Annotated in this window: 23 protein-coding genes and 1 tRNA gene; 13 read left to right on the plus strand and 11 right to left on the minus strand. The window is 60.0% G+C overall.

Features of this window, described 5'->3' with window-relative positions:
- Positions 1 to 108: 108 nt before the first annotated feature.
- From Q4S41_RS16650 to atpD, 6 genes are all read right to left on the minus strand, one after another.
- Positions 109 to 789, minus strand: coding sequence for a DUF4166 domain-containing protein (locus Q4S41_RS16650; protein ID WP_305032257.1), 681 nt, complete (start codon positions 787 to 789; stop codon positions 109 to 111).
- Positions 790 to 805: 16 nt separating this feature from the next.
- The gene (locus Q4S41_RS16655; protein ID WP_305032258.1) at positions 806 to 1771 is read right to left on the minus strand and encodes a DoxX-like family protein; all 966 of its coding nucleotides are present in this window, start codon (positions 1769 to 1771) and stop codon (positions 806 to 808) included.
- Positions 1772 to 1955: 184 nt separating this feature from the next.
- Positions 1956 to 3086, minus strand: a complete 1131-nt coding sequence (locus tag Q4S41_RS16660) for a trans-sulfuration enzyme family protein (RefSeq protein WP_305032259.1) — start codon at positions 3084 to 3086, stop codon at positions 1956 to 1958.
- Positions 3087 to 3126: 40 nt separating this feature from the next.
- Positions 3127 to 4200: an AI-2E family transporter gene (locus Q4S41_RS16665; RefSeq protein WP_305032260.1), complete on the minus strand. Its 1074-nt coding sequence runs from the start codon at positions 4198 to 4200 to the stop codon at positions 3127 to 3129.
- Positions 4201 to 4331: 131 nt separating this feature from the next.
- Positions 4332 to 4580 (minus strand): ATP synthase F1 subunit epsilon, encoded by a 249-nt coding sequence (gene atpC, locus Q4S41_RS16670; RefSeq protein WP_305032261.1) that lies wholly within the window; start codon positions 4578 to 4580, stop codon positions 4332 to 4334.
- Between the two features lie 100 nt (positions 4581 to 4680).
- Positions 4681 to 6186 (minus strand): F0F1 ATP synthase subunit beta, encoded by a 1506-nt coding sequence (atpD, locus tag Q4S41_RS16675; protein ID WP_305032262.1) that lies wholly within the window; start codon positions 6184 to 6186, stop codon positions 4681 to 4683.
- A 275-nt stretch (positions 6187 to 6461) separates the two neighbouring features.
- Between atpD and Q4S41_RS16680 the strand changes: the two genes are divergently transcribed.
- The 5 genes from Q4S41_RS16680 (at position 6462) to pth (ending at position 10358) form a co-directional block, all read left to right on the plus strand.
- Positions 6462 to 6534: transfer RNA gene (locus Q4S41_RS16680), tRNA-Gln, on the plus strand.
- A gap of 144 nt (positions 6535 to 6678) precedes the next feature.
- Positions 6679 to 7605, plus strand: a complete 927-nt coding sequence (locus tag Q4S41_RS16685; RefSeq protein WP_305032263.1) for a ribose-phosphate pyrophosphokinase — start codon at positions 6679 to 6681, stop codon at positions 7603 to 7605.
- 213 nt (positions 7606 to 7818) lie between these two features.
- Positions 7819 to 8883 (plus strand): DUF6340 family protein, encoded by a 1065-nt coding sequence (locus Q4S41_RS16690; RefSeq protein WP_305032264.1) that lies wholly within the window; start codon positions 7819 to 7821, stop codon positions 8881 to 8883.
- 123 nt (positions 8884 to 9006) lie between these two features.
- Positions 9007 to 9579 (plus strand): 50S ribosomal protein L25/general stress protein Ctc, encoded by a 573-nt coding sequence (locus tag Q4S41_RS16695; RefSeq protein ID WP_305032265.1) that lies wholly within the window; start codon positions 9007 to 9009, stop codon positions 9577 to 9579.
- A gap of 212 nt (positions 9580 to 9791) precedes the next feature.
- The gene (pth, locus tag Q4S41_RS16700; protein ID WP_305032266.1) at positions 9792 to 10358 is read left to right on the plus strand and encodes an aminoacyl-tRNA hydrolase; all 567 of its coding nucleotides are present in this window, start codon (positions 9792 to 9794) and stop codon (positions 10356 to 10358) included.
- Positions 10359 to 10555: 197 nt separating this feature from the next.
- Here pth and metG read toward each other — a convergent pair whose 3' ends face one another.
- A complete protein-coding gene (metG, locus tag Q4S41_RS16705) occupies positions 10556 to 12598 on the minus strand; it encodes a methionine--tRNA ligase (protein WP_305032267.1) in 2043 nt (680 codons plus the stop codon).
- Positions 12599 to 12832: 234 nt separating this feature from the next.
- Between metG and Q4S41_RS16710 the strand changes: the two genes are divergently transcribed.
- Positions 12833 to 13558 (plus strand): hypothetical protein, encoded by a 726-nt coding sequence (locus tag Q4S41_RS16710; RefSeq protein WP_305032268.1) that lies wholly within the window; start codon positions 12833 to 12835, stop codon positions 13556 to 13558.
- A 150-nt stretch (positions 13559 to 13708) separates the two neighbouring features.
- Here Q4S41_RS16710 and Q4S41_RS16715 read toward each other — a convergent pair whose 3' ends face one another.
- From Q4S41_RS16715 to msrB, 3 genes are all read right to left on the minus strand, one after another.
- Positions 13709 to 14062 carry a hypothetical protein gene (locus Q4S41_RS16715; protein ID WP_305032269.1) on the minus strand — a complete coding sequence of 118 codons (354 nt, stop codon included), beginning with the start codon at positions 14060 to 14062 and terminating at the stop codon, positions 13709 to 13711.
- 76 nt (positions 14063 to 14138) lie between these two features.
- Positions 14139 to 14930 (minus strand): DUF3050 domain-containing protein, encoded by a 792-nt coding sequence (locus Q4S41_RS16720; protein ID WP_305032270.1) that lies wholly within the window; start codon positions 14928 to 14930, stop codon positions 14139 to 14141.
- A gap of 158 nt (positions 14931 to 15088) precedes the next feature.
- Positions 15089 to 15640, minus strand: coding sequence for a peptide-methionine (R)-S-oxide reductase MsrB (gene msrB / locus Q4S41_RS16725; protein ID WP_305032271.1), 552 nt, complete (start codon positions 15638 to 15640; stop codon positions 15089 to 15091).
- A gap of 228 nt (positions 15641 to 15868) precedes the next feature.
- On the opposite strand from msrB, the gene typA reads away from it, so the two are divergent.
- Both typA and Q4S41_RS16735 read left to right on the plus strand, forming a co-directional pair.
- Complete coding sequence (gene typA / locus Q4S41_RS16730; protein WP_305032272.1) at positions 15869 to 17680, plus strand: translational GTPase TypA; 1812 nt, start codon at positions 15869 to 15871, stop codon at positions 17678 to 17680.
- A gap of 81 nt (positions 17681 to 17761) precedes the next feature.
- Positions 17762 to 18277, plus strand: a complete 516-nt coding sequence (locus Q4S41_RS16735) for a DUF6630 family protein (RefSeq protein WP_305032273.1) — start codon at positions 17762 to 17764, stop codon at positions 18275 to 18277.
- On the opposite strand, the gene Q4S41_RS16740 is transcribed toward Q4S41_RS16735, so the two are convergent.
- Positions 18274 to 19101, minus strand: a complete 828-nt coding sequence (locus Q4S41_RS16740) for a TrmH family RNA methyltransferase (protein WP_305032274.1) — start codon at positions 19099 to 19101, stop codon at positions 18274 to 18276. The genes Q4S41_RS16735 and Q4S41_RS16740 overlap by 4 nt on opposite strands.
- Positions 19102 to 19194: 93 nt before the next feature.
- Between Q4S41_RS16740 and Q4S41_RS16745 the strand changes: the two genes are divergently transcribed.
- The 5 genes from Q4S41_RS16745 (at position 19195) to Q4S41_RS16765 (ending at position 23758) form a co-directional block, all read left to right on the plus strand.
- Positions 19195 to 20685, plus strand: a complete 1491-nt coding sequence (locus Q4S41_RS16745; RefSeq protein WP_305032275.1) for a sensor histidine kinase — start codon at positions 19195 to 19197, stop codon at positions 20683 to 20685.
- Positions 20686 to 20774: 89 nt separating this feature from the next.
- Positions 20775 to 21185 (plus strand): response regulator, encoded by a 411-nt coding sequence (locus Q4S41_RS16750; RefSeq protein WP_305032276.1) that lies wholly within the window; start codon positions 20775 to 20777, stop codon positions 21183 to 21185.
- 170 nt (positions 21186 to 21355) lie between these two features.
- On the plus strand, positions 21356 to 22327 hold the full coding sequence (locus tag Q4S41_RS16755) for a hypothetical protein (RefSeq protein ID WP_305032277.1): 972 nt from the start codon (positions 21356 to 21358) through the stop codon (positions 22325 to 22327).
- Between the two features lie 257 nt (positions 22328 to 22584).
- The gene (locus tag Q4S41_RS16760) at positions 22585 to 23331 is read left to right on the plus strand and encodes an endonuclease III domain-containing protein (RefSeq protein ID WP_305032278.1); all 747 of its coding nucleotides are present in this window, start codon (positions 22585 to 22587) and stop codon (positions 23329 to 23331) included.
- 154 nt (positions 23332 to 23485) lie between these two features.
- On the plus strand, positions 23486 to 23758 hold the full coding sequence (locus Q4S41_RS16765) for a DUF167 domain-containing protein (protein ID WP_305032279.1): 273 nt from the start codon (positions 23486 to 23488) through the stop codon (positions 23756 to 23758).
- The last annotated feature ends 61 nt before the right edge of the window (positions 23759 to 23819 follow it).

Genomic DNA, 23819 nt, shown 5'->3' on the forward strand with positions numbered 1-23819 from the left:
AGCGCAGCGAAGGACCTTATCACGGCTGCATTACCTAATTTGCTGCAAACTATTCGAGTGTGATGAGGTCCTTCGCTGCGCTCAGGATGACAGGCATGGCGCCCGCCCTCACTCCCGCGCCTCGTACCGCTGCGGCAGCGCATACGCCGGAATCTGAGCCGGCGCCACCACGCGCCAAGAGGATTGAAACGAGCCATAATACCCAAACAGCTTGCCGATAACCGGGTTGCGCACCACCACTTCGATGCGGTAGCAGTCGGCCGCGTCGTCGTACCACTCCTCCACATCGGCCAGCGCAGCCAACAGGCCCGGCAGCCGAAACGCCAGCCGCCCCGCCCGGAAGCGCTGAGCCCCGGAGCGCAGCCGCAGGCCGCCCCGCGCCGTCACGGCCATGTCAATGTCCACAGCCACGTGCTGGTGCGTGCCCAGGTAATCGACGATGGCGTGGCGGGCGGCGCTGCGTATCATCGTCGCATCGAAGCAGCGGGTGTGCTTCGGGAAGTGAAAGCGCCGAATCCAAGTCACGGTTTCGCGGCCCAGTGGGTCGACGTAGGCGTAGTTCTCGATGCGAAACGGCACGTTGGAGCCCGTTTCGGGGAAGGTGATTTGGTGCGAAAGCCCAGCCCGCAAAAACGGCTGCGTGAAGAAGGGCCCGTGCCACACCCGCTCCATCACGCCCTCGCCCACAAAGGCCCGGTTATCGGCGCTGCTGAACCCCAGCCGCTCCTGAATGCGCGGGTGCAGCTTGTCGAAATCGGCGCCCAGCTGCTGCTGATAAATGGAAGGCATGGCGTTCGGGTAGAAGTTAGGCGACGGCCGCAGGTGCTTCCTGCGGTACTTTATCGGTCGTGCGTAAGCCTTCGGGCGGCTGGCGCAGGCAGCGCGCGGCGCTGGGCACCAGCTCCGTGGGAATGGCGAGGGCCACCGCCGCCAGCGCCATCAGGGCCAGGTTCAGGGTGAGTGGGTTGAAGGGCGCCACGAACACCGCTGGCTGGCTGAACAGCGCGCCCGCGCCCAGCACCAGCAGGCCCAGCATATTCAGCCAGTACACCGGCCGCAGCTTATTCATCGGCAGCACCCAGAACAGCAGCCCGAATAGGATTTCGCCCACGCCCACGGCAGCCGCCACCCCGTGCGCCGCACCCGCCGAGAAGCCCGCCCCCTGCAAAATGCTCAACTCGCCGGTATTGGGGTACAGCAGCTTTGGCACCACGCCCTGATAAATCCACACAAAGCCCAGCGTGAAGCGCACCAGCGCCATTATCAACCCCAATGCCCGCGACACCGCCGGCCGCTGTCCCTGCTCCAGCCACAGCCGTAGGCTATCGAAACCCCAGGCCGTGGCCCAACCAATGAGCGGCCGAAACGCCAGCCGGTCGAGCCACGCGCCGGCCGTGCCGAAGCGCGTCTGGTAGTCGTAGCGTGTAAAAAACCGCAGGCCGTCGTCCGTCGACACGTATTTCCAGAAGCCCGCACCCTCCCGAATTAGCGACACCTTTTCATCGGACCAGAACTTGAGCACCGACGTGCGCTCCCCGTTCTTCTCCCGCGTGCCCAGGCTCTCGCCGCAGCCCGCCACGCCCAGCCCAAACCCGATGCGCGTGGCATACAGAAACTGCTGCGGCTCGGCTTCCGAAGCCCGCGGCAAGTACTCAATCTCGGTGAAGCGCAGGTCCCATTGCTGGTGCAATTCGGGCTGCTGGGTGTGGGCCCACAGCTGCTCCATGGGGCAGCAGATGCGGGTTTCTACGTAAATCGAAGGCCTCTTCATTGGTCTTATGAAGGTAGGCAGCAAACGCCGGATTCAGGAGTTGAATAGGTGGTGTCATTAGCACGTCATGTCGAGCGCAGCCGAGACATCTCGCGTGCCGAAGTAATTAAAATCGTTGACCGATTGAGTTACTACCACACGCGAGATGTCTCGGCAAGCTCGACATGACGGCTCAATAGCTCCTCTATTCCAGCGCATATGCCAAATCGGCCAAAAGCTCCTCCACCGGCTCGATGCCGATGCTCAGCCGCACCAGCCCCACGGTGATGCCCAATTCAGCCCGCTGCGCATCCGTGAGCGCCCGGTGCGAAGTATAGAGCGGGTGCGAGCACGACGAATCAACCCCCGCCAGCGAGGGCGCAAACGGAAACCGCTGGCTGCGCTGCATAAACCGGTTCACCACCGCCGCGTCATCGGCCAGCCGCATCGACATCATGCCGCTGAACAGCCCGTGGCCCTGCACCGTGGCCAGCGCGTGCTGTGGGTGCGTGGGCAGGCCCGGGTAGTACACCGCTTCCACGGCCGGGTGCACCTCCAGAAACTCGGCAATCTGCTGGGCATTGTGGCTGTGCGCGGCCACCCGCAGGCGCAGGGTTTTCAGGCCGCGCACGCTCAGCCAGCTTTCCATGGGGCTGAGGGTGAGGCCGAAAACGGTGCCTATCTGGCGCAGGCGAGCCGCGTCTTCGGGCGTACCGGCCACCACGGCCCCGGCCGTCACATCGGAGTGGCCAGCCAGGTATTTAGTCACGCTATGCAGCACCAGGTCGGCCCCTAAAGCCAGCGGCTTGGTGAGCACCGGCGTGGCGAAGGTGTTGTCTATCACCAGCTTCAGGCCGTGGCGGTGGCACTCGGCGGCGGCGGCGCGCAGGTCCACCACGCGCAGCAGCGGGTTGCTCATCGTTTCACAGAGCAGCAGCCGGGTGGTGCTTTGCACGTACGCCTTCAGGTCATAAAGCTCTTCGAACGGCACGTAGCTCACCGCAATGCCCAGCCGCGACAGTTCTAGGTTCAGCAGCGCCGCCGAGCCGCCGTAGATATCGGCCGCACACAGCACGTGGTCGCCGGCCTGGCAGTAGGTCAGCAGGGCCGCAAAAATGGCGGCCATGCCCGAGCCCGTGGCCACGGCGCCCGCGCCGCCTTCCCAGTGGTTCACGGCCTCGGCCAGCTCGTCGGAGTTGGGGTTGCCGTTGCGCGAGTACAGGTAGCGGCTGCCCGGCTCGTCGAAGTACTGCTGCACGGCGTCCAGGTCTTCAAATTTGAAGACCGACGTTTGGTAGATAGGCGTGATTTTGGGCTGAATGCGGGGAAGGCTCATGAAGGCGGCAAAGCAGGGATGGGAAGCACAAAGGTCGCACCTACTCCGCTTTGCCGCTTTCCGCCTGTGCAACTTTATGCATGCGGTTTTCACGCCGGAACACCTCCATCAATACCAGGAAATACGACACCAGCAGCGGCCCCACCACCAGCCCAATGAGCCCGAAAATCTCCACGCCCAGCACCAGCCCCACTAGCGTCACCAGCGGATGAATGTCGCCCATGCGCTTGGCCAGCATGATGCGCAGCAAGTTGTCCACGTTGATAATCACAATAAATCCCACCAGCAGAATGCCAATGGCCTGCCCGTTGTGCCCTTGCGAAAACTGATACAGCGCCGCCGGCCCCCACACCAGTGGTGTGCCCAGCACCGGCAGAAACGCCATAAAAAACGCCACCACGCCCCAGAATAATGCATCCGGCACCCCAAAAATCCACAGTGTCAGCCCCGTCAGCACAGCCTGCACCAGGGCCACAATCACCTGCCCCAGCACATTGGCGTTCACGTTGTTTTTCAACGATTCGCCCAGCTCTATCAGCGTTTCGTTGCGAAACGGCAGGTAGCGGTGCAGGCCCAGCAGAAAGTACGTTTCCTGCATAAACAGGTAGTACATCGTGAACAGCATCAGGCCCACAATCACCAGAAAATTGAGCGCGCTGCTGGCCAGCGTAGGCAGCCAGCCGCTCACCTTGGCGCCGCCCTGCAGCAGCAATTCCCGCACGTTCAGCTGCTCGGCCACCTTGAAGCCCGTCGCCACTTCAATCTTGTGCACCACCACCAGAATCTGCTCCGGATTCCTGGCAAAGGCCACCAGCCGGTCAAGCAGCAGCGAGCTGAGCGCGTAAAACGGCACCACCAGCACCACCACCGTCACCAGCAGAATGCCCACCGTCACCAGCCGCTGGTTCCAGCGGCGCCGGTACACCAGCGCCACCCACCACGGCCGAAACACCACAAACAGGATGCCCGCCGCTAAAAAAGCCGTCAGGTATTGCGCCAGCCCAAACAGCATCAGCCCCGCCAGTGCCAGAATGGAGCACACCAGCAGCACGTAGCGCTGCCGCGGCGTGTAAATGTTTTCGACGGCCGTAAACGGGGTACGGATTTCTTTCATAAGGTTAGCAAAAGCACAGCATTAGATTCTTCTATACGGCAATGCCGGGGTTTGGCTGGCCACGAAGGCACAAAAAAAGCCGTTTCTGCTGAGCAGAAACGGCTTTTTTTGAATTAGAATTGGCGGATTGACTACGCCAGCGCGCCTTCGGCCAGCACAATTACGTTGTTGCGCAGCACTTCCACCACGCCGCCTTCAATGCGGATAACCTCGCGGCCACCCGCGCCGCCGGTCAGCGTCACGTCGCCGGCTTTGAGCGCGGCAATCAGCGGAGCGTGGTTGTTCAGCACTTCAAACGAGCCATCGGCGCCCGGAAACTGGGCCGACGTCACTTCGCCTTCAAATACCTTGCGGTCGGGGGTGATGATTTCTAGGTGCATTTCTTAGTTGTCAGTTGTTCGTTGTCAGTTGTTAGGCTTCAGTAGCTCGTTGCCGTGCCAGCAATGCTAACAACTGACAACGAGCAACTGACAACTAAAACTATTTCGCTTCGGCAATCAGGCGCTCGCCTTTGGCCACGGCATCCTCAATGTTACCAACCAGGTTGAAGGCCGCCTCGGGGAGGTGGTCGTGCTTGCCGTCGATGATTTCGTTGAAGCCTTTGATGGTGTCCTTGATGTCAACGAGCACGCCTTTCAGGCCGGTGAACTGCTCAGCCACGAAGAAGGGCTGCGACAGGAAACGCTGCACGCGACGGGCGCGGTTTACCACCTGCTTGTCCTCTTCCGACAGCTCGTCCATACCCAAGATGGCGATGATGTCCTGCAGTTCCTTGTAGCGCTGGAGCAGCTCTTTCACGCGCTGGGCGGTGTTGTAGTGGTCAGCACCGAGCACGTCGGCCGACAGGATGCGCGAGGTCGAGTCCAGCGGGTCAACGGCCGGGTAGATGCCCAACTCGGCGATTTTGCGGCTCAGTACCGTCGTGGCGTCCAAGTGGGCAAAGGTGTTGGCCGGAGCCGGGTCAGTCAAGTCATCAGCAGGTACGTAAACGGCCTGTACCGAGGTGATTGAACCGCGCTTGGTCGAGGTGATGCGCTCCTGCATGGCACCCATTTCGGTGGCCAGCGTGGGCTGGTAACCTACGGCCGAAGGCATACGACCCAAGAGAGCCGATACTTCCGAACCCGCCTGGGTGAAGCGGAAAATGTTGTCGATGAAGAACAGGATGTCGCGGCCGGCACCGGTGCCGTCGCCATCGCGGAAGCTTTCGGCAATGGTCAGACCCGACAGGGCCACGCGAGCACGGGCTCCGGGGGGCTCGTTCATCTGGCCAAACACGAGGGTAGCCTGCGATTTTTCCATCGCCGCCATGTCAACTTTCGTAAGGTCCCAGCCACCCTCTTCCATCGAATGCTTGAAGGCATCGCCGTACAGAATGATGTTGGATTCGATGAATTCGCGCAGCAAGTCGTTGCCCTCGCGGGTACGCTCACCCACGCCGGCAAACACCGACAGACCTTCGTAGGCCTTGGCCACGTTGTTGATAAGCTCCTGAATCAGTACGGTTTTGCCTACACCAGCACCACCGAACAGACCAATTTTACCACCCTTTACATAAGGAGCGAGCAGGTCGATAACCTTGATGCCGGTGAAGAATACTTCCGACGACGTTGCCAGTTCCTCAAACGCCGGGGCGTTGCGGTGAATCGACAGCCGCTCGCCGCTCTTGGGCTGCGGAATGCCGTCAATGGCCTGACCAATAACGTTGAACAGGCGGCCTTTCACGCCGTCGCCGGTGGGCATCGAGATGGGCGTACCCATGTCGCGCACCTCAGCACCGCGGGCCAGGCCCTCGGTCGAGTCCATGGCAATGGTCCGAACCCGGTCTTCGCCCAGGTGCTGCTGGCACTCCAGCACTACCACTTGGCCGTTCTCTTTGGTTACTTCGAGGGCGTCGAGGATGTTGGGCAGCTTCGTGTTTTCACCCGCGAAGCTTACGTCCACGACGGGTCCGATGACCTGGGTGATTTTGCCGGTATTGGCCATTTGGTTGTATTTATGATGAAGTTAATGCTCTTTTCAGGCCGCAAAATTACGGTAGAAGCGCGGCTTTTCCAACCATAACGTTTGCGGCAGCCGGCCCCATCGGAAACAAACCCGCGACACCCTACCCTGTGAAAATCAGGCACCAATGAACCGAAAGCCGCTTTCCGGGCCGGTACCGTCGTTTTTTTCTTCAAAAATTTTTCAAAAAATCCTTGCCTCGAATTTTTCCGGTAGTACATTTGCACTCCCAAACGGCACGTAGCCCGCCGGGAAATTGTCCGATGGTGTAACTGGCAACACGCTTGATTTTGATTCAAGAAAGTCCAGGTTCGAGCCCTGGTCGGACAACGACAACGCTCGAGTAAACGAAAAGGCGCTGGCTTCTCCAATTTCCGGAGTGGTCAGCGCCTTTCGCTTTTATATCTTCTTCCAATTCATCGGCCGCCTTTCTGACTGGCCTCGCGCAGCAACTCATTACTAGCACCTTCCCCTATGAAACAGGTCAAAATATTCGCTGGTAGCGCCTCCCGGGCCCTCGCCGAAAACATCGCCGCCGCCTACGGCACCACCCTCGGCGACCTCAGCCTCCAGCGCTTCGCCGATAACGAGATGGGCCCAAGCTTCAACGAAAGCGTGCGCGGCTGCGAGGTGTTCCTCGTGCAAAGCACTTGCCCGCCCGCCGAGCACCTCATGGAGCTCATGCTGATGGTGGACGCGGCCAAGCGCGCCTCGGCCCACAAAGTTGTAATCGTGATGCCCTACATGGGCTACGCCCGGCAAGACCGCAAGGACAAGCCGCGCGTGAGCATCGGCGCCAAAGTGGTGGCCAACATCATCCAGAGCGTGGGCACCGACCGCCTCATGACCTGCGACCTGCACGCCGGCCAAATCCAGGGCTTCTTCGACATCCCAGTCGACCACCTCGACGGCGCCACCGTCACGGCCCCCTACATCAAGTCGCTCAACCTGAAAAACCTGATTTTTGCCTCGCCCGACGTGGGCGGCGTGGTGCGCACCCGCGCATTCGCCAAGAAGTTTGGGGCCGAAATTGTAGTCTGCGATAAAATGCGCCTGCGGGCCAACGAGATTGCCTCGATGCAGGTAATTGGCGACGTGAAAGGAATGGACGTGGTGTTTGTGGACGACATGGTGGACACGGCCGGCACCATTTGCAAAGCCGCCGACCTGGTGATGGAGCGCGGCGCCAACTCGGTGCGCGCCGTCATCACGCACCCGCTGCTCAGTGGCCCGGCCCACGAGCGCATCCGCGCCTCGCAGCTCACCGAGCTGATTACGACCGATACTATTCCATTGCGCGAAGAGAACGACAAAATCCGCGTGATTTCGCTGGCACCGCTGTTTGCGGCAGCTATTCGCAACGTGGTGACGCACGAGAGCATCAGCTCGCTGTTTGTGTAAGGAAGGCGTTTCCGGTCCACAGCATAGAACGTCATGCTGAGCGCAGCCCAAGCATCTCTACCGAGGAAGTAAACAATTACTCTTCGCGGCAGAGATGCTTCGGCTGCGCTCAGCATGACATTTTGTTTATCGGCGTTACTTACTCCATCGCCTTGAAACTGGCACAATTTTGTAGAATAGAATTCCCAACTGGAACCTTTTTCTGCAAACGTGATGCACAAGCTTTACACTTCCGCCCTCACCCTTTTCGCGGCGCTGCTACTGAGCGCCTGTGTCTCTTCAGTCCACATTCGGGCGCTGGCGCCAGCGGCGGTGCCCATGCCGGCCAACCTGCAAAGCGTGGCCACGGCTAACCGCATTATTCCGGAATCGCGCCGCGATAAATTCTTCGACATGATGGAAGGCGCCTTCACCGGCGAAGGTGTGGGCGTGGACCGCGCCGGAGCCGACGAGTGCGTGAACGTGGTGGGCCAGGCCCTGGCCAACAACAGTTACCGATTTAAGGTGACGCAGGCGCAGCTGCAGTTGCTGGGCCGCAGCCGGGAGTTTTTCCTGCCACCGCTGGCCCCGCGCTACGTGCAGGACTTGTGCCGCCGCACCCAGGTGGATGGCCTCGTGGTGCTCGAAGCCTTCGACTCCGACATGCTGCTGAGCCACACCAACGGCTTCCGCACCTACAAAGACAAGGAGGGCAAGGAATACAAAGTGCCCACCGTGAGCGTAGAAATGGTGATGAAAGTCGTGAGTGGCTTCCGCACGTATGGCGCGGCCCAAGGCTTCGTGCTTGACCAGGCCCGCCAGGAAGACCAACTGGTGTTCCGGGGGGAGGGCGACTCCTACCGCGACGCCCTGCGCCGGCTGCCCCCGCCCGAGGAGTGCATCCGCCGGGTGGCCCAGCGGGCCGGCGACGGCTATGCGCGACGCATTGCGCCATCCTACATCGACCTGCACCGCGACTACTTCGCGCAGGCCAAAAAAGATGTCCGCATGAAAGAAGCCGCTCAGCGCGCCGAAGCCGGTGACTGGGCGGGCGCCGCCACCCTCTGGCAACAGTCGGCCCGCCACCTCAATCCCAAGATTGCCGGCCGGGCCTTTTACAACCTGGCCGTGGCTAGCGAGGTGCGCGGCGACCTACCGGGTGCCATCGACTGGGCCAAGAAGGCGGCTTTCACCTGCAACAACGCACAGGCCCGCCAATACCTGCGCGTGCTGAACGACCGGATGCAGGCGCAGGCGCTGGTGCAGGAACAACTGAAGAGCGTGCCAATGGTGAACTAGCTCAGCCGGTTTTTCTTCGTAACCAGTTGGCTTTTCGGCCGATTTAGCCCTACCTTTGCGGCCCGTTTGCCTCCAACGTCGGAAGCAAACGGGCCATTTTTTTATCTTCAAAAGACCACTTTTATGAAAAGCCTCGAGATTGTAGGGTTTAAAAGAGCGAATCTCGGTAAAACGGACGCCAAGGCATTGCGCCTCGACGCTCAAGTACCGTGCGTATTGTATGGCGGCAAGGACACCGTGCACTTCTCCGTGCCCGCCATCCTGTTCCGCGAGTTGTTGTACACGCCGGAGGCGCACATTGTGGACCTGAACGTGGAAGGCACGCTGTACAAGGCCATTGTGCAGGACGCGCAGTTCCACCCCGTAAACGAAATGCTCCTCCACGTTGACTTCCTCGAACTGGAAGCCGGCAAAGAGGTGAAAATGGACATCCCCGTGAAGTACATCGGCGTTTCGCCGGGCGTGCTGGCCGGCGGCAAGCTGGTGAGCAAGCTGCGCAAAGTGCGCGTGCGCGCCACGATGGACAACCTCCCCGACTACGTGGAAGTGAACATTGGCGGCATGGAGCTCGGCAAATCCATCAAAGTGGGTGCCGTTGAGCCCAAAGGCTACACCATCCTGACCAACGCGGCGGCTCCCATTGCCACCATCACCATCCCGCGCGCCCTGAAAGGCGAACTGGCCGGCAACAAGTAATTCTGAACCGCAGATTTAACGGATTTAACGGATTGCACAGATTCTTGTATCCATTGATTTGCGCTTCAATCAAAAAGCCGCTCCAATTTTGGGGCGGCTTTTTATTTGGGTGCGAAAGCCTCGCGCACTTTGCTACACCAAGTAGCAGCCGTTTCCGAGCAGTGACGCCGGAATCTGTGCAATCCGTTTAATCCATTTAATCTGCGGTTCAGATGAAATTTCTGGTTCTTTGCTTGGGCAACATTGGCCCCGAATACGCCGACACGCGCCACAACATCGGCTTCATGGTGGCCGATTACCTGGCCGCGAAATTCGACGCGCCGCGCTTCGAAATCGGCCGCCACGCCTTCACCACCGAGTTTAAGCACAAAGGCCACACCTACGTGCTGGTGAAACCCACCACCTACATGAACCTGAGCGGTAAAGCCGCGGCGCACTGGCTGTCCACCCTGAAAATACCCACCGAAAACATGGTGGTGGTGACGGACGACCTCGCCCTCCCCTTTGGCAAGTTGCGGCTGAAAGGCCAGGGCTCCGCCGGCGGCCACAACGGCCTGAAGGACATTCAGGCCACGCTGGGCACCGATGTATACGCCCGCCTGCGCTTCGGTGTGGATGCTAATTTCCCAAAAGGCCGACAGGTGGATTATGTATTGAATCCGTTTTCGGCCGACGAATTAATTGAATTGCCGACGCGCATTGAGAAAGCGGGTGATGCCGTGTTGGCGTTTGGCGCAATGGGTTTGGAACGGGCGATGAACATTGTGAATGTGAAGTAGCATCTGTCATTGCGAGCGCAGCACGGCAATCCGTCCTCTCTTAGCGACTAGCCAAATAATGTGACAACGCCAATTAAAAAGCCCCGGCACTGCGCTGTGCCGGGGCTTTCTGGTAAAAAGAAGTTCGTGGTTTTGACATGAGGATTGCCGCGTTACGCTACGCTCCACTCGCAATGACAGACGACGACCGACACTAATTACGCCACGCCGCTACCGTTGCGCACCGGCGCGCTGGGCTGCATCAGTGCCAGCGTGCCATCGGCATTTTCGGCCATGAGTAACATACCCTGGCTTTGAATTCCTTTGATTTCGCGCGGTGCCAAATTCAGCAAAACCTGCACTTGCTGGCCGATGAGGGCCTCGGGAATAAAATATTCGGCAATGCCGCTTACAATGGTGCGCTGCTCTAGCCCTAAATCGACGGTGAGTTTGAGCAGCTTTTTGGTTTTGGCCACTTTTTCGGCGGCAACGACGGTGCCAATGCGCAAATCCATCCGGCCGAAATCATCGAATGAAACGTCGGGTTTTGTGGGCGTGACGGGCGTGTTGGCTAGTTGATTTTCCTTTTTGGTATCGAGCAGTTTTTGCACTTGCGTTTCAACCACCGCGTCTTCGATTTTGGCGAATAGCAGCGCGGCTTCGCGCAGCTCGTGGCCGGCAGGCAGGGCATCGCGGCGGCCGGCGCTGACCCAGTTGCCCAATTCCAGGTTAAGCATATCGGCCAGTTTTTGGGCCGATTCGGGCAGGAAAGGCTCCAGCAACGGCGCCAGGGCGGCGGCAATTTGCAGGGCCACATGCAACACCGTGCCGGTACGCGCGGCATCGGTTTTAATGAGGTGCCAGGGCTGCGTTTCGGCCAAATATTTATTTCCCAAACGCGCCAGATTCAACACTTCGGCCAACGCGTCGCGGAAACGATAATTTTCAATCAACTCCCCAATTTTGGCAGGAAATTCGGCCAGCTGCGCAAAGGCATCTTCATCAATTGGCGCTAACTCACCTAATTCCGGCACTTTGCCTTCAAAGAATTTGTGCGTGAGCACCGTGGCGCGGTTTACGAAATTGCCGAGCGTAGCTACTAATTCGTTGTTATTCCGGGCCTGAAAATCCTTCCAGGTGAAGTCGTTGTCCTTGGTTTCGGGGGCGTTGGCGCACAGCACGTAGCGGAGCACATCGGCCTGGCCGGGGAAATCGGCTAAATATTCGTGCAGCCACACGGCCCAGTTGCGCGAAGTGCTGATTTTATCGCCTTCCAGATTTAGAAATTCATTGGCTGGCACGTTGTCCGGCAGCACGTAGTCGCCGTGCGCTTTCAGCATTACCGGGAAAATAATGCAGTGGAAAACGATGTTGTCTTTGCCAATAAAATGCACCAGTTTGGAATCCTTGTCTTTCCAATAAGTTTCCCACTCGTTGGGAAAAGCTTCTTTGGTGGCCGAGATGTAGCCAATGGGTGCATCGAACCACACATACAACACTTTACCCTCGGCGCCGGGCACCGGCACGGGCACACCCCAGTCGAGGTCGCGCGTCACGGCGCGGGGGTGCAGGCCCTGGTCAATCCAGGATTTGCACTGGCCGTACACGTTGGTTTTCCAGTCGTTTTTGTGGCCTTCCACTATCCATTCGCGCAGCCAGGGTTCGTATTGGTCGAGGGGCAGAAACCAGTGCTTGGTATCGCGCAAAATGGGCTGCGCGCCGCTGAGCATGCTGCGTGGATTAATTAATTCCGTTGGGCTGAGCGAAGTGCCGCAGCGCTCGCACTGGTCGCCGTAGGCATTTTCGTTGCCACAATTTGGGCAGGTGCCCACGATGTAGCGGTCGGCCAGAAATTGCTGCGCCTTTTCATCGAAGTATTGCTGGGTGGTTTGCTCGATGAATTTCCCTTCATTATTGAGCTTAGTGAAAAACCCACTCGAAACTTCGGCGTGCGTGGCCGACGACGTGCGCGAATACACATCGAACGACACGTTAAAATCTTTAAACGAGTCCCGAATCAGGGCGTGGTATTTATCAACCACCTGCTGCGGCGTCACGCCTTCTTTTTGGGCGCGAATGGTGATGGGAACGCCGTGCTCATCGGAACCGCAGATGAATTTAACGTCGCGTCCCGCCGACCGCAAATACCGCACATAGATGTCGGCCGGCAAATAAACGCCTGCCAAATGGCCAATATGCACCGGCCCATTGGCGTAAGGCAATGCAGCGGTGACGGTATAACGTTTGGGAAGTGAAGACATAAAAAACAAAAAAAGAGAACGGCGGACTAAACGTTTTATTTAAAAAAACAGACAGCGCGGCCGTACTAAACAAAAGAACAATACAAAAAAGGTTGGAATTAAATCAACCTAAAAACAGGCGAAACCGTTTGACAACTAATTCATTTTATATTTGACCGCGCCTGTTTAAGGTCGGTGTACAAATACGCATTTCTACCCTCTTCTTTTTCACCTTCATCAATCATTTTTTTTCACATGAAAAAACCTGCTTCTCCGACAAAACCGGAAAAACGCGCCAAGCGCACGCCCGAAGAAAAAGCGGCTCGCAAATCGGCTAAAAACGCCGGTCGTGCCACTGCCGCTCTGAACGATGACCAGGCCAACACCAAGGCCAGCCAGAAAAAATCGTTGAAAACGGCGGCCAAGCAATTGCAGAAAGAGTTGAACAACCGCATGAGTGAAGTGGTGGCTCGCATTCGCAAAGAAACGAAAGCCAAGCTGAAGGAAGTGGTGAAAGAAGCTACGCGCCGCCTCGATGGCGACACGGAGCGCATGTTTGAAGAAGCCCTGCACACCATTGTGCGGCATTACGATTCCGTTTCGGGCGCAGCCGGTGCTAACAGCGCGGCCGCTACTAGCGCTGCTCCCTCGGGCCGCGGCCGCAAAAAAGGCCAGACCCTGAACAAGGACGGCTCACCCCGCAAACCCCGCGCCGCCCGCGCCGATGATGCCGACACCGCCGAGGATACCGCTGCGCCAGCCGCAACAGCCGGCCGCAAACCGGCCACTGGTGCCAAGCGTGGCCCCAAGCCCGCTGCTGCGGCCGCCGCGCCTACCCGTCGCGGCCCCAAGCCCGGCACGCCCGCTACCGGTGCCCGCCGCGGCCCCAAGCCCCGCGTGGCCACTCCGGCCGCCGAGCCCGAAGCCACCGGGCTGCTGAACTCGGCCGACAGCCCGAGTACTGGCGAGGTAAGCGCATAGATTTCGGTTGCAATGCCAGTCAAAAAAAGCCCGTTCCGAGACTCGGAACGGGCTTTTTTATTGTTGAAACTGCTTAGATGCCTGTGAGCCCATCGTATTGAGCGCAGCCGAGACATGGCATTCCGGAAAGGACATTTAAGAAAGTCTTTCCTAGGGCCGGCGGGTGGTATCGACGGGCGGGTCGTAGTTGAGGCGCTGAATGCGGGTTTCGGGCGTGGTGTTGTTGGGGTCGTTGGTGTTCACATTTTCAATGCGCTTCTGGCTGTTGATGCCAGCGGCCTGCTCGCCCAGGCGCACGCGGTTGGGGGTGGCGTCGGGCAGTTCGCGGCCACCCACGGTACCCGTGCCATTGCTGTTATAGATGGCCCGGCGGTCGGCATCGGAATTGACGGAAGTGGGCACGGCCGTTTCGGCGGTCTGTTCGGTGGCCGTGCAGGCCGGGAGGGCCAGCGCCAGGCTCAGGGCCAGCCACGGACGGGCCAGGGTAATCGGAAAGTGCATCATGTGGAGGCGCCGGAAAAGTCAGCCGGAACAGGCTGCTTGCTTCAAACGCGGCGCGAGCCCTTGTGGTTGGCTGAATTTAAGCCAATGCCGCGCTTGGCTGGCCGAGCTTCACGCCATCCCAGAGCGCCATGCGGGCTTCGAGGCAACGGACGGACACCTGCTGCGCCTCCAGCCAGCGTTCGGGGGCATCAGCGCACAGCTCGCGCACCATCTGGTGAGCCAGCGGGGCGTGTACGTCCTCATCGAGCTCGATGTGGCGATTGAGGTAGTAAAGGAAAGTATCGAGCTGGCCGGGGAAGCGGGTATTCAGGTCGCTCACCAGCCGGCGAAACATGTCCGGAATCAGGTCTTCGCGGCCGAAAGTGAAGGCTGCGGCGGTGACGTGCGGCTTATTGGCGGCGATGACGTCGAAAGTGGTGAGCACAAAGGCGCGCACCGAATCGGGGGCGTTGGCGATTTCCAGGGCCCGCTCCACGGTGCGGCCCTCAGCCACGGCCGCCACCAGCCGGCGGATGGGCGCCGTGTCGGCTCCGCACTCCTCCATGGCGCGCACATACAACTCAAAATGGCTGATGGGCTGGCCTTGCAGGTCCACATCCGATTCTTCTTCCAGCACGATTTCGTTGATGAGGCGGCGCATGGCCGGCCGGGCGCTGGGTATCCAAGGCACCTGCACGCAGGTTAAATCCCGCTGCAGGGCTTTGAGCAAGGACATAAAATCCCACACGGCATACACGTGGTGCTCCATGAATAGGCGCAAATCGGCCAGGGTCTGAATGCTGTGATAGAGGTTATTGTTGAGCAACAGCCGGCGAGTGGAAGCCACTTCTTGCTGCAAAAATTCGATTGGGTCCGAAGTAGCTTCCATAGAGAAAAGATGTAAATTATAAATATTTAAAGAAATGCATTCCTGGTCAGCGCACCTGTTTCAGAGCAACTGCTTTTGTATGTCAACGAAATAGCCCCTGTGATTGGTTTTCACAGGGGCTACCATTTGTGAATTTTCACAGAATAATACAGTACACTCTACTTTTTCTTCTCAAACACCAGCGCGTTGCCGTCCATGCAATAGCGCTGGCCGGTGGGCTTGGGGCCGTCGTTGAAGACGTGGCCGAGGTGGCCGCCGCATTTGGCGCATACTATTTCGTCGCGGCTCATGCCGAAGCTGTTGTCGGAAGCCACTTTCACGCTGTTGTCAGTGGCCGGGGCGTAGAAGCTGGGCCAGCCGGTGCCCGATTCAAACTTGGTGTCGGAGGTGAAAAGCAGGTTGTGGTCGGCGGCGCAGTAGTAGGTGCCGGCGGCGTGGTTGTCGTGGTATTTGCCGGTGAAGGCGCGCTCAGTGCCCTGCTCACGCAGGATGTAATACTGGTCGGGCGTGAGCAGTTTCTTCCATTCAGCCTCGGTGTGGCGCACCGGGAATTCGTCGGGCTTGCCGGTCACGGGCTTGGGCTGAAAGTAGGTTTTACCGGACGTGGTGCGGGCGGCCGGCGCAGTGTTGGCGGCCACGTCGCGCTTCTGCGAGCAGGCCGAATTGAGCGAGAACACCGAAACGAGTAAGAACAGCAGGGAAAAACGCATGGCGAAGATGGGGTTGAATGACGGTTGACCAACATACGGCGGCGGTACCCGGTTTGGTCGGCTGGGTAGACGAAAGAAGGCCGGGAACCTTACACCCCAGCTAATCGATTTAGGGCGACGAGCTTGGCTGCGCGGCGGGGTGCGGCAGCCGGGCTCGTGTTAATAGTTGAGTACCACAAGGCTTTGCGCTATTTTATCCGTACCTTTGCACCCGCAAAACCAACCCATATGGCCAACAATATCCGGAACATTGCCATCATCGCTCACGTTGACCACGGCAAGACCACCCTGGTGGATAAGATTATCCACGCTTCCAAGATTTTCGACGCGCACCAGCACTTCGACGACCTGATTCTTGACAACAACGACCTGGAGCGCGAGCGCGGCATTACCATCGTTTCCAAGAACGTATCGGTGCGCTACAACGGCACCAAAATCAACATCATCGACACCCCTGGTCACGCCGACTTCGGCGGTGAGGTAGAGCGCGTGTTGAAGCTGGCCGACGGCGTACTGCTGCTCGTGGATGCCTTCGAAGGCGCCATGCCGCAGACCCGTTTTGTGCTCGGCAAAGCCATTGCCCTGGGCCTAAAGCCCATTGTGGTGGTGAACAAAGTAGACAAGGAAAACTGCCGCCCCGACGAGGTGCACGAGCAGGTGTTCGACCTCATGTTCAACCTCGGCGCCTCGGAAGACCAGCTCGATTTCGTGACCTTGTACGGCTCCTCGAAGCAGGGCTGGATGAGCACCGACTGGAAGCACAAAACTGACAACCTGATTCCGCTGCTTGACGCGGTTATCGAGTCGATTCCGGCTGCCCCCACCTTGGAAGGCACGCCCCAGATGCAGATTACCTCGCTCGACTACTCGTCGTTCGTGGGTCGTATCGCCATCGGCCGCGTGCACCGCGGTACGCTGAAAGAAGGCGGCAACATGAGCCTGATGAAGGCGGATGGCAGCATCAAGAAGGTGAAAATCCGCGAGCTACACGTATTTGAAGGCCTCGGCCGCGTGAAGGTTTCGGAAGTGAGCAGCGGCGAAATCTGCGCCGTTTCGGGCATCGAAGGCTTCGATATTGGCGACACGCTGGCCGATGCCGACAACCCGGAGGCTCTGGAGCGCATCAGCATCGATGAGCCGACGATGAACATGTTGTTCACCATCAACAACTCGCCGTTCTTCGGCAAGGAGGGCAAATTTGTAACGTCGCGTCACCTGCGTGACCGTCTGTTTAAGGAAACCGAGAAAAACCTCGCCCTGCGCGTGCAGGCCACCGATAAAGAGGACTCGTTCTTGGTATTCGGCCGCGGCATTCTGCACTTGTCGGTACTCATCGAGACGATGCGCCGCGAAGGTTACGAGCTGCAAGTGGGCCAGCCCCAGGTTATTTTCAAGGAAGATGACAACGGCAAACGCCAGGAGCCCATCGAGTTGCTCGTGGTGGACGTGCCCGAGGAATCGGCCGGCAAGGTAATTGAGCTGGTGAGCATGCGCAAAGGCGAAATGACCATCATGGAGCCCAAGGGCGACTTGCAGCACCTAGAGTTCATGATTCCGTCGCGCGGCCTGATTGGCCTGCGTAACAACGTGTTGACTGCCACCGGCGGCGAGGCCATCATGAACCACCGCTTTGTGGACTATGAGGACTACAAAGGCACCATCCCCGGCCGTATCGCGGGTTCGCTGATTTCGCTGGAAGCCGGTCCCGGCACGGCGTACACCATCGACAAGCTGCAGGACCGGGGCTCGTTCTTCGTGGACCCGGGCGAGGAAGTGTACGGCGGCCAGGTTATCGGCGAGCACACCCGCCCGAATGACCTGACGGTGAACATCCAGAAGGGCAAGAAGCTGACCAACATGCGTGCTTCGGGCACCGACGACAACGCCAAGATTGTGCCCAAACGTCAGTTCTCGCTGGAAGAAGCCATGGAATACATCCAGAAGGATGAGTACTTGGAGGTAACGCCGAAGTCGATTCGGATGCGTAAGATTCTGCTCGACGAAAACGAGCGTCTGCGCTACGCCAAGCAGGCCGACTAATTATTCTTAATGGAATGATTTTGAAGAGGGCGCGGCTTTGGTCGCGCCCTTTTTCATTTCCCGACTATTATTTTTTGCTTTATGAACCAAGAGAATCTGAGCCGCTTCGTGCAGCTTTTTACCCTGAATGACGCGGAGGCTACTCAACGCGTGAGCGAGCGACTGGCCCTAGTGTTGCGCGACTCAGCCGCTTATCAGAAACAATTTGCTGAAGAATTGGAAGAACGCGGCATCGTGGCGGCGCTGCCAGCACAGGAGCTGCGTGATTTGGCGCTGATTGATGCGCTGCTAGCCGAAGAATTGCTCTGGGAAAGCGACTGGAAAGACCCGGCTGCTGACCTGGTTTATGGCATCAATGAAACGCTGACGCAGCAAAAGCAGCCGGTGCGGCTGGCTGAGCCGGCCAGTGGACGCGCCACCGTGACCGGCCCCGAAGCGCTGGACATCGTGCAGGATTTGGCCGAGCCGGTTGGGCTGGCGGTGGTGCTATTTACGCTGGATAGTGACTCGTATGCCCTGAGCGTGGTGGCCGATGCGCAAGCGGAAGAAGCCCGCCAGTTGGCTAAGGAGCTTGGTTTCGGGGTGACGATTTACTAGCGCTGGCCGCGCTGGCGCACGGCCTCAAACGCCAGCACCGCCCCGGCCACGCTCACGTTGAGCGAGTCGATGCGGCCCATCATGGGGATGATGATGGTTTCGTCGCAGGCGGCCTGGGCGGCGGGCGTGAGGCCGTCGGCTTCGGTGCCGAGGACGAGGGCCGTGGGCGGGCGGAAGTCGCACTCCAGGTAGGAATGCGCCTGGGGCGTGAGCGCGGCGGCGTAGCTGCGGATGCCTTTCTGACGCAGGAAATCGAAGATTTCGGCCATCGGCGCGGCCACGACGGGCACCGAAAAGACGCAGCCGATGCTGGAGCGGATGGTGTTGGGGTTGAACAGGTCGGTACGCGGGTCGCCGATGAGCACGGCATCGACGGGCGCCGCGTCGGCGGTGCGGAGGATGGCGCCGAGGTTGCCGGGCTTCTCCACGGCTTCGAGTACCAAGACCAAGGGATTGGGCGGCAGGTGCAGGTCGGCGAGGGTGCGGGCGGGGGTTTTGAGCACGGCCAGCAGGCCGTCGGAGCCTTCGCGGTAGGCTACTTTCTCGAAGACGGGTCGGGTGACCTCGAACCACTCGGGCACGTCTTTTTTGCTAGAAAACAGGCTGTGCAACTCGGCCAGGCCGGTTTCGCCGACCAGCTCGGGGCAGGTGTAGAGAGTGGCGACGGCCACGCTCGCCTCGACGGCAATGGTGAGCTCGCGCAGGCCTTCGACCAGGGTGAGGCCCAGGAAGCGGCGCTCGGCCGACTTCTGCTGCAGCTTGAGCAGCTGCTTGATGCGGGGGTTTTGGGGGCTGCTGAGGCGGTCAGTCGGGACGAAGGGCATGGGCGCAAAGATACCCGGCGGCGCGCCGGGCCCAACTTCAACCTAACCTTGGCGGCAGCGCGGGCGTAGGGCGGGCCATTACCTTCGTTGCCAATGAAATCGAAAATTGACCCTAAAATCGTTGTGGGCCTGGCGCTGGCGGTGGGCGTGCTGCTGCTCACGGCGGCGGCCTCGTTCTGGAGCATTCGCGGGCTGAAAGTGCAGACCGGGCGCGTGCAGCACACCTACCAGGTGCTGCAGGAAGCCGAATCCATCACGGCCGTGCTCAAGGATGCGCAGGCCGGCACCCGCGGCTACCTTCTCACCGGCGACACGGTGTATTTGCGGCCTTACAGCATGGCATCCAACCAGTTGCCCGACGCGCTGGCGCGCATGCGCGACCTCACCGTGGACAACCCGGAACAGCGCGCCCGCCTCGATTCGCTGCAGATGCTGGTGGAGCAGGAATTCCGTATTCTGCGCCCGCTCACCGAAATCAAGAAAGCCATGAGCCAGTCGGCTATGCAGACGCTGCTGGACACCGACCGCCAGACGCTGCGCCAGGTGCGCGTGCTGTACGCCCGCATCAAGCGCAACGAGCTGGCGCTGCTGGCCCAGCGCAGCGAATTGCAGGATATTTTTGAAACGGCCACGCCCATTGTGGTGCTGGTGTCGGCGGTGTTGGCGGTGTTGATTGTGGTGTGGCTGGTGATGAAAATCGTGAGCGAGCTGGCCGACAACCGCCGCCTGCAGGGCGAGCTGACGAACATCAATGCCGAAGTGAGCCGGCGCATCGCACAGATTCGGGCCTTGGCTGAGCAGGTGGTGCAGGGCGATTACACCGTAAAGATTACCGATTCGGAGGCCGATAATCTTGGCGGCCTGGCCATTTCCCTCAACCGCATGACCCAGACGCTGGACGAGAGCTTCAGCGCCCTCGAAAAGCGCAACCAGGAACTCGACCAGTTTGCCTACGTGGCCTCGCACGACCTCAAGGCGCCCCTGCGCGGCGTGACCACCATTGTGAAATGGATTGAGGACGAGCTGGCGGCCGAGCTGTCGCCCCAGCTGCGCACCTACCTCGACCAGATGAAGGGCCGCCTCAGCCGCCTCGAAGACCTCATCAACGGTCTGCTGGCCTACGCCCGCGTGGGCCGCACCGCCCAGCCGCCCGCCCCCGTGGACGTGGCCCAGCTGCTGGGTGAAGTGGCCGAACTGGTGGTGCCGCCCGATTTTACGCTGCGCATCGGCACCGATATGCCCACACTCGTCACCGACCGCCTGGGCCTGCAGCAGGTGTTCACCAACCTGCTTTCGAACGCCGTGAAGTACCATCACCGCGGCGCCGGACACCTTGAGGTGACGTGCCAGGACATTGGCCGCTGCTACGAATTTCGGGTGCAGGACGACGGACCGGGCATTGCGCCGGAATATCATCAGAAGATTTTTCTGCTCTTCCAGACGCTGCGCGACCGGCACACGGCCGAAAGCACGGGCATTGGCCTGAGCATCGTGCAGAAAATCATTGACGAGCAAAAGGGGACCATTCGGGTGGAATCGGCGCCGGGCCAGGGCGCGGGTTTTATCTTTACGTGGCCGAAGTAAACTCCGGCGCGCGGGAACCAGTCTGACCCGTTTTAGCCTTATTCGGGTTCGGTTTTTGTTGGCCGGCCTGCCCTATTCTTTGTTTTTTTATGCGTTCTGTTTTACTCGTCGAAGACGATATTTTTGATACCATGACGGCGGAGAAGTCCTTCGCCAAATTCAACGTACCGCACCAGCTGCACACCGCCTTCAACGGCGAAGAAGCCCTCGACCTGCTGATAGGCCGCAATGGTACCGAGGCCCTGCGCCCGCTGCCCGAAGTCATCTTGCTCGACCTGAACATGCCGCGCATGAACGGCGTCGAGTTCCTGACCGAGCTGCGCGCCAACCCCGAATTTCAGCACATTCCGGTGTTCATTACCACCACTTCCAGCATGGATGTGGACCGCCTTAACACCGACCGGCTGGGCGTGAGCGGCTACATTCTCAAACCGTTGGACTTTGAAACCGGCACCGACCTTTCGGATAGCCTTAGCCTGCTCGAGAAGCTCCTGAACTAGCGTCGGCCGCTCATTCGAACTTCATAGGCGGCGCCGGAATTTGTAGGGATTCCTGGTGGTTTCGGGGTTTATTGCGGAGCCGTGGCACCAGCCAATGAAGGCCAGGCGCCGCGTATTTGCCAGCCGTTGCTACCTTGTTCAGTCTCATTGCCGTTCCTGCTGTCTTTGTTATGAGAATTCCCGTTGTTTTTCCGGTTTTGCTGACAGTGCTGCTCGGTGGGCAGGCCGCTCACGCTCAAGACGATGGCCCGCGCCAGCTCGGTGCTCCGCCCGCGATGCCCAATGCACCCAAGCCGCGCCCGGCGCCTGCCCCGCGCCAGCTCGATGCCGTGCCCGTGGCCCCGCCCGACACCACCCGCCGGGCGGCCGTGACGGCCCCGCTGCCGGCGCCCATGCCCGCGCCGGTGTATGCGCCCACGCCGGCGGGCCAGCTGCCGGGCAGCAACACCCGCGCACCCCGCTTCCAGGTGGGCCTGAAAAACGGCATGGTGTACAGCGGCAACGACGTGGAAACGAAGAACCCGCTCTTTGGCCGGCCGTACCTGCTGCTCGATGGGCAGCGCAAGTTTGAGATGGCCGAGGTGGGTTTCTACGACGACGAAACGGGCCATTACGTGCGCACCAACCTGCCCGGCTCGTCGCGCGAGACCACCTTGCGGCGCGAGAAAACCGGCCGTATTAGCCTCTATTCCATCACCACCACGCAGTACAGCTCGGGGCCGGGCGGCTTTGGCTACCCGGGGTATGGCTACGGCTACGGCGGCTATGGCTACGGCGGTTTCGGCGGCTACCCCTACGGCGGCTACCGCACCGTGAAAACCGAATACTTCTCGAAAGACAACGGGCCCATCCAAAACCTTACCTCGCGCAACCTGATGCTGGCCACCAGCGACAACGCCGGCGCCCAGCAGCTGCTTTTTGACGCCCGACGCTATCAGCAGGCCACCGTGGCCAGCTACGTGGTGGGCGGCGGCCTGCTGGTGGCGGGCCTGCTGCAAAGTGTGCGGCCCACCGATGCCGGCCGCTCCATCTCGCCGCTGGTATACGCGGCCATTCCCGTGCTCATCGTGCCTATCGTGCTGCAGAGCAAGCAGGCGAATAACCAGCGCCAAGCCATTGCCCTGTATAACGCCGGGCGATAGAGGATGCCTGTTCTAAAGGAAGAGCCTGTCATTGCGAGGCAGAGCCGAATCAATCCGTCCTGTTCTCAGCAATTACCCTCATAATGTGACAAAGCCCCGGCACTGCGCAGTGCCGGGGCTTTTTGCTTGTCGACGAAGGCTTGTCGCAAAAGAATACGTCTGGTTTTGATAGGACGGATTGCTTCGGCTCCGCCTCGCAATGACCGTTTCTCCTTCCCTCCGGCAACCCCAGCCCCGCCCGCCCGCGTAGGCGCAGGATGAAACTGCCTGCCGCTACTCCTGAAATTTCCGCTCCTGATTTTGCGGCCCGCCAGGCCAAGGCGCTGCTGGTGCACGAGCGGCTGTGCGCCGAATACGGGGCCCCGTTCCGCTTCTTCAGCACCAAAGACCCGCTGAGCGAACTGGTGAGCGCCCTGCTGTCGCACCGCACCAAAAACGCCGATTCGCACCGCGCCTATCAGGAGCTCACGGCCACTTTTCCCGACTGGGCAACCGTGCGCGACGCACCCACCGAGGCTGTGCAGCACGCCATCCGGGCCTGCACCTGGCCCGAGCAGAAAGCGCCGCGCATTCAGGCGGTGCTGCGCGAAATCAGCGAGCGGTGCGGGTCGGATGCGCCGTGCTCGTTGGATTTTCTGGCCGAAATGCCCGTACCCGAGGCCCGGGCCTGGCTGGAAAGCATCAGCGGCGTGGGCCCTAAAACCAGCGCGGCTACCCTGCTGTTCAGCACCCTGCGCATTCCGGCCATGCCCGTCGATAGCCACCACCACCGCGTGGCCCAGCGCCTGGGCCTTATCGGGCCGAAGGTAGGTGAAGGCCCGGCCCATAAGCTGCTGGAGGCCCTGCTGCCGCCCGGCTGGGACGCCCAGCAGGTGTACGACCACCACGAAGCACTCATGTTCCACGGGCAGAAGTGCTGCTATTTCAGCGGGCCCGCCTGCCATCGCTGCGTGGTGCTGGACCAGTGCCCGTTTGGGCAGGCGCGGATGGGTGGGGGCAGTTGATGGGTGAATTGGTAAAAGAAACGTCATGCTGAGCGCAGCCGAAGCATCTCTACTGCGCAAGTAATCAATACCATTGCAACGAAGCGGTAGAGATGCTTCGACTGCGCTCAGCATGACGGGCTATTATTTGTGATTGATTTCAAAACCACTCATCATGATTCTGCACCTGCGCGCCAAGCCCAATGCCCGCGCCAACCAGTTGCTCCGCGCCGCCGACGGCACCCTCACCGTGCGGCTGAAAGCGCCGCCACAAGAAGGCCAGGCCAATGCGGTGCTGCTGGCGCTTCTGGCCGAAACCTTCGGCGTGCCCAAAAGCCGCGTGATGCTGCTTAGCGGCCACACGGCGCCATTTAAGAAAGTCGAGATTGAGGGGATAAGCGAGGAAGAGGGCGCCCAGCGGCTGGCGCAACTCCCGGCCGGGAAATGAGGCGACGGTGCACCAGCCGCCGGTGGGTGCTAACTTTCCACCTGAATTTCTCAGCCCTCCC

Origin of the sequence: Hymenobacter convexus (assembly GCF_030580955.1) — a bacterium.
In the GTDB taxonomy this organism is placed as follows: Bacteria; Bacteroidota; Bacteroidia; order Cytophagales; family Hymenobacteraceae; genus Hymenobacter.

Bases quoted from the DNA above. Each gene is read 5' to 3' on its own strand.
- Q4S41_RS16685 (WP_305032263.1), top strand. From the start codon at position 6,679: ATGAAACAGGTCAAAATATTCGCTGGTAGCGCCTCCCGGGCCCTCGCC.
- Q4S41_RS16695 (WP_305032265.1), top strand. From the start codon at position 9,007: ATGAAAAGCCTCGAGATTGTAGGGTTTAAAAGAGCGAATCTCGGTAAA.
- pth (WP_305032266.1), top strand. From the start codon at position 9,792: ATGAAATTTCTGGTTCTTTGCTTGGGCAACATTGGCCCCGAATACGCC.
- atpC (WP_305032261.1), bottom strand. From the start codon at position 4,580: ATGCACCTAGAAATCATCACCCCCGACCGCAAGGTATTTGAAGGCGAA.
- Q4S41_RS16720 (WP_305032270.1), bottom strand. From the start codon at position 14,930: ATGGAAGCTACTTCGGACCCAATCGAATTTTTGCAGCAAGAAGTGGCT.
- Q4S41_RS16690 (WP_305032264.1), top strand. From the start codon at position 7,819: ATGCACAAGCTTTACACTTCCGCCCTCACCCTTTTCGCGGCGCTGCTA.
- typA (WP_305032272.1), top strand. From the start codon at position 15,869: ATGGCCAACAATATCCGGAACATTGCCATCATCGCTCACGTTGACCAC.
- msrB (WP_305032271.1), bottom strand. From the start codon at position 15,640: ATGCGTTTTTCCCTGCTGTTCTTACTCGTTTCGGTGTTCTCGCTCAAT.
- Q4S41_RS16735 (WP_305032273.1), top strand. From the start codon at position 17,762: ATGAACCAAGAGAATCTGAGCCGCTTCGTGCAGCTTTTTACCCTGAAT.
- Q4S41_RS16710 (WP_305032268.1), top strand. From the start codon at position 12,833: ATGAAAAAACCTGCTTCTCCGACAAAACCGGAAAAACGCGCCAAGCGC.
- atpD (WP_305032262.1), bottom strand. From the start codon at position 6,186: ATGGCCAATACCGGCAAAATCACCCAGGTCATCGGACCCGTCGTGGAC.
- Q4S41_RS16755 (WP_305032277.1), top strand. From the start codon at position 21,356: ATGAGAATTCCCGTTGTTTTTCCGGTTTTGCTGACAGTGCTGCTCGGT.
- metG (WP_305032267.1), bottom strand. From the start codon at position 12,598: ATGTCTTCACTTCCCAAACGTTATACCGTCACCGCTGCATTGCCTTAC.
- Q4S41_RS16765 (WP_305032279.1), top strand. From the start codon at position 23,486: ATGATTCTGCACCTGCGCGCCAAGCCCAATGCCCGCGCCAACCAGTTG.
- Q4S41_RS16655 (WP_305032258.1), bottom strand. From the start codon at position 1,771: ATGAAGAGGCCTTCGATTTACGTAGAAACCCGCATCTGCTGCCCCATG.
- Q4S41_RS16745 (WP_305032275.1), top strand. From the start codon at position 19,195: ATGAAATCGAAAATTGACCCTAAAATCGTTGTGGGCCTGGCGCTGGCG.
- Q4S41_RS16760 (WP_305032278.1), top strand. From the start codon at position 22,585: ATGAAACTGCCTGCCGCTACTCCTGAAATTTCCGCTCCTGATTTTGCG.
- Q4S41_RS16665 (WP_305032260.1), bottom strand. From the start codon at position 4,200: ATGAAAGAAATCCGTACCCCGTTTACGGCCGTCGAAAACATTTACACG.
- Q4S41_RS16660 (WP_305032259.1), bottom strand. From the start codon at position 3,086: ATGAGCCTTCCCCGCATTCAGCCCAAAATCACGCCTATCTACCAAACG.
- Q4S41_RS16740 (WP_305032274.1), bottom strand. From the start codon at position 19,101: ATGCCCTTCGTCCCGACTGACCGCCTCAGCAGCCCCCAAAACCCCCGC.
- Q4S41_RS16650 (WP_305032257.1), bottom strand. From the start codon at position 789: ATGCCTTCCATTTATCAGCAGCAGCTGGGCGCCGATTTCGACAAGCTG.
- Q4S41_RS16750 (WP_305032276.1), top strand. From the start codon at position 20,775: ATGCGTTCTGTTTTACTCGTCGAAGACGATATTTTTGATACCATGACG.
- Q4S41_RS16715 (WP_305032269.1), bottom strand. From the start codon at position 14,062: ATGATGCACTTTCCGATTACCCTGGCCCGTCCGTGGCTGGCCCTGAGC.